Below are 3703 nucleotides of genomic sequence, written 5' to 3' on the forward strand. Positions count from 1 at the left end.
TCGAGACTTGTCACGTTCAGTTTAATATTTCGCGGGCTTGTCCCGAAGTAGTTTGCTTCTAAAACGCGTTAGCTATAATTTGCTCATAGAGTTCTTGTTGTCCGCTAATCGCTTTAGGTTCTCCGGTTTTTCTTCCCAGCTCACTGAGTTGTTCTAAGCTCAATGCTCCTTTTTCAAACTGAGAACCCGCACCAGAATCAAAAGATGCATATCTATTCTTACGTAGGGCTTTATACTTTGTGTTAGTAAGAATATGGTCTGCTGCGATCAGCCCTCTAGCAAAGGTATCCATACCCGCAATGTGGGCGATGAATTTATCTTCCAGGTCTATAGAGTTTCTGCGTACTTTGGCATCAAAGTTAATACCACCTCCCTGAATACCACCACTTTCTAAAATAACAAGCATCGCTTGTGTAACTTCAAAAACATCTATAGGGAACTGGTCTGTATCCCAACCATTTTGATAGTCACCCCGGTTGGCATCAATGCTTCCTAACATTCCTGCGTCTGCAGCAACTTGCAATTCGTGCTCAAATGTATGACTGGCAAGTGTTGCGTGATTCACTTCAATATTCAGTTTAAAATCATCTTGTAAGCCGTATTTGTTTAAAAAGCCTAAACTGGTCGCCGAGTCAAAATCATATTGATGTTTTGTAGGTTCCATCGGTTTAGGTTCGATCAAAAAGTTTCCTTTAAAACCATTCTTACGCGCATAATCTCTGCATATAGTCAGAAACTGAGCCAAATGATCTTGCTCGCGTTTCATATCTGTATTCAACAAACTCATATAGCCTTCACGACCACCCCAGAATACATAATTCTCACCGCCTAATTCTAGTGTAGCGTCTATTGCAATTTTTATTTGAGAACCGGCGTAGGCTAAAACATCAAAATTAGGATTAGTCGCTGCACCATTCATATAGCGTGGGTTACTAAAAAGATTTGCAGTACCCCAAAGCAATTTTATACCACTCTCTTGCTGCTTTACTTTTGCATAATCTACCAGCTGATGCATTCTTTTCTCAAACTCAGCCATGCTAGGAGCTTCGTCTACCACATCAATATCATGAAAACAATAATACGGTAACCCCATTTTAGTCATAAACTCAAAAGCGGCATCCATTTTATCTTTTGCTCTGCCTACCGGATCAGGATTTTTATCCCATTCAAAAGTTTCGGTATCTCCACCAAAGGGATCATTCCCCTTATTGTTTAAGGTATGCCAGTAAGCCATTGCAAAACGCATATGCTCCTTTAAAGTTTTGCCGGCAACAATCTTGTTTTCATCATAATATTTAAACGCAAGAGGGTTATCACTGCCTTTTCCTTCAAAAGGGATTTTGCTGATATTTTTAAAATAGGTACTCATAATTAATCTAGTATTTGAATGTTGTTTTTCCAGTTTTGATAATAGGCTTTATAAGCTTGTGTGAGCCTAGAATCAGGCTCTTGAGTGCCCATCAGCTCCAGAGTTTGATTGGCTTCATTTAAACTTGAATAGTGACCAAAGCCAAATGCCGCCCCGCGTGCTGCTCCTTCTGCACCATTGGTATTATAAAGCTCTAATGAAGTTTGTGTGGTGTTTACAAAAATGTCTCTAAACACCGGACTCAAGAATAAATTGGCATGGGTAGCTTTTACCCGTGAACCTCCGGCACCAATGGTTTGCATCACTTCAAAGCCATAGTTCATAGCAAACACGATCCCTTCACAGGCTGCTCTAATAACGTGAGCAGTCTCGTGACGGTTAAAATTGAGATTCTCAATACCGCTGCTCGATCTTTTATTGTTGAAAATACGTTCTACCCCGTTACCAAACGGATAAAAAAGTAGCCCGTCACTGCCGGGTGCAACTTGAGAAGCCAGTTTGTTGAGTTGCTCATAAGATATCAGTTGAGCTTGTTCTGTTGAAAGGATCTTGCGTAACCATTGATATAGAATACCAGAACCGTTTATACAAAGCAAAACACCATTGCGCTTCTGCTTTTCTGTATTGTTCACGTGTAAAAAAGTATTCACACGATTTTCTGTATCTGAAGCATCCTGATCTGTTACTGAATAAATCACTGCTGAAGTTCCTGCTGTGGTAGCGATCTCTCCCGGTTGCGTAACATTAAGCGATAGCGCATTGTTAGGCTGATCTCCTGCCCGGTAGGTTATTTTAACCTCTTTAGACAAGCCAAGCTCTTCAGCTAGTGTCAAATCTATTTGCGCCTGGATCCCAAAATTAGCAACGATCTCAGGAATCACATCTTGAGGCAACTCCATCGCTTCTAATACTTCTGTAGCGAGACTCTGTTTTTTAAAATCCCACAGGGCAGCTTCAGATAAGCCCGATTTGCTAGTCTGGGCTACACCCGAAAATTTAGCCGCTATATAATCTCCCGGAAGCATCATATGAGCGACCTTTTTAAATAGCTCCGGCTCATTCTTTTGTACCCATTTGAGTTTTGAAGCGGTAAAATTCCCCGGACTTTGCAACACACGTTCCTGAAAGAACGAGGCTCCTTTTTCAGTATATATTTGTGATCCTATAGGTGCTGCCCGGCTGTCACACCAGATTATAGAAGGCCGCAAAACCTTTAGATTCTTATCGGTTAAAACTAAACCGTGCATTTGATAAGAAATCCCTATCGCCTGAATACGAGCTACAGCAACACCGTCTGATTTTAATTTCTTAATTCCGTCACAGATGTAGTTCCACCAGAGTTCAGGGTCCTGTTCTGCCCAGCCGGCTTGAGGGGCATGCATTTGCATTTCCTTCTCAGGTACCGTTGTATTTGCAAGCGCCTTACCACTGTGACCATCAAGAACAGCTAACTTAATAGAAGAACTTCCCAGATCGATTCCTAAAAAATACATAGCTATTTTTGAATTAATTACGTTAAAGACTTCCTTATAGTTTATTTGACTACAAGTATACATATAAAAATCTATTCCGCATAATTTTTATAATTTAGAGCACTTAAAAAAACCAAACCCCAGATCTAATTCTAAATTCATGAATAATCCTTCACCAGCCGAAAAGGCTGCTATTTTAGAAAGTATTACCATAGATTGTGTAATTTTTGGTTTTAAAGCAGGCAATCTGGAAGTTCTGCTGGTGCGGCACGGTGAAGGGATCAGTAAAGATAAATGGGGGCTTCCCGGAGGATGGATCTATAAAACCGAAAGTACAGATGATGCTGCAAACAGGCTTCTGCTAGAATTAACCGGTATTAAAGATATTTATCTGGAGCAATTGCGGGCTTTTAGTGACCCGGATCGTTTTCCTTTGTCGCGGGTAATTACAATAGGATATTATGCACTTATTAAAGAGGAAGATTATGACCTTAAAGCCGGAGCGACAGCAGCTGAAGTAGCCTGGTTTAAAGTTTCACAGGTAAAGGACTTGATCTATGATCACGCTCAGATCTTAGAAATTGGTCTTAAACGTCTACGTAGAAGGATCAAGCAGGAACCCATAGGGTTTAATCTGCTTCCGCAAAAATTCACGCTGTTACAACTGATGCATCTCTATGAAGAAATCCTTGGGAAAGAGATGGATAAACCCAACTTTAGACGCAAGATCTTAAAGATGAATCTATTGACCCCGCTGAACGAAAAAGAAAAAGATGTTTCGCACAGAGCCGCTAAACTCTATCAGTTCAACCCGGAAACCTATCAACAACTCCTGGAAAAAGGTTTTAATTTTGAGTTTTAA

The 3703-nt window shown here is 40.5% G+C and carries 3 protein-coding genes; 1 reads left to right on the forward strand and 2 read right to left on the reverse strand.

All coding sequences use genetic code 11. The annotated features are described in order from the left end of the window. Positions 1-58: 58 nt before the first annotated feature. Both xylA and DSM03_RS18845 read right to left on the reverse strand, forming a co-directional pair. Positions 59-1369, reverse strand: coding sequence for a xylose isomerase (gene xylA, locus DSM03_RS18840; protein WP_201740482.1), 1311 nt, complete (start codon positions 1367-1369; stop codon positions 59-61). A gap of 2 nt (positions 1370-1371) precedes the next feature. Next, positions 1372-2862, reverse strand: coding sequence for a xylulokinase (locus tag DSM03_RS18845; protein WP_128762976.1), 1491 nt, complete (start codon positions 2860-2862; stop codon positions 1372-1374). A gap of 139 nt (positions 2863-3001) precedes the next feature. Here DSM03_RS18845 and DSM03_RS18850 point away from each other — a divergent pair, with 139 nt between their 5' ends. Beyond that, entirely contained in the window at positions 3002-3703 is a 702-nt protein-coding gene (locus tag DSM03_RS18850; protein WP_128762977.1) for an NUDIX hydrolase, read from the forward strand.

The sequence above is a fragment of the Leeuwenhoekiella aestuarii genome (assembly GCF_004104055.1).
In the GTDB taxonomy this organism is placed as follows: Bacteria; Bacteroidota; Bacteroidia; order Flavobacteriales; family Flavobacteriaceae; genus Leeuwenhoekiella; species Leeuwenhoekiella aestuarii.

Coding starts and splice junctions, on each gene's coding strand:
- xylA (WP_201740482.1), bottom strand. CDS start 1,369: ATGAGTACCTATTTTAAAAATATCAGCAAAATCCCTTTTGAAGGAAAA.
- DSM03_RS18845 (WP_128762976.1), bottom strand. CDS start 2,862: ATGTATTTTTTAGGAATCGATCTGGGAAGTTCTTCTATTAAGTTAGCT.
- DSM03_RS18850 (WP_128762977.1), top strand. CDS start 3,002: ATGAATAATCCTTCACCAGCCGAAAAGGCTGCTATTTTAGAAAGTATT.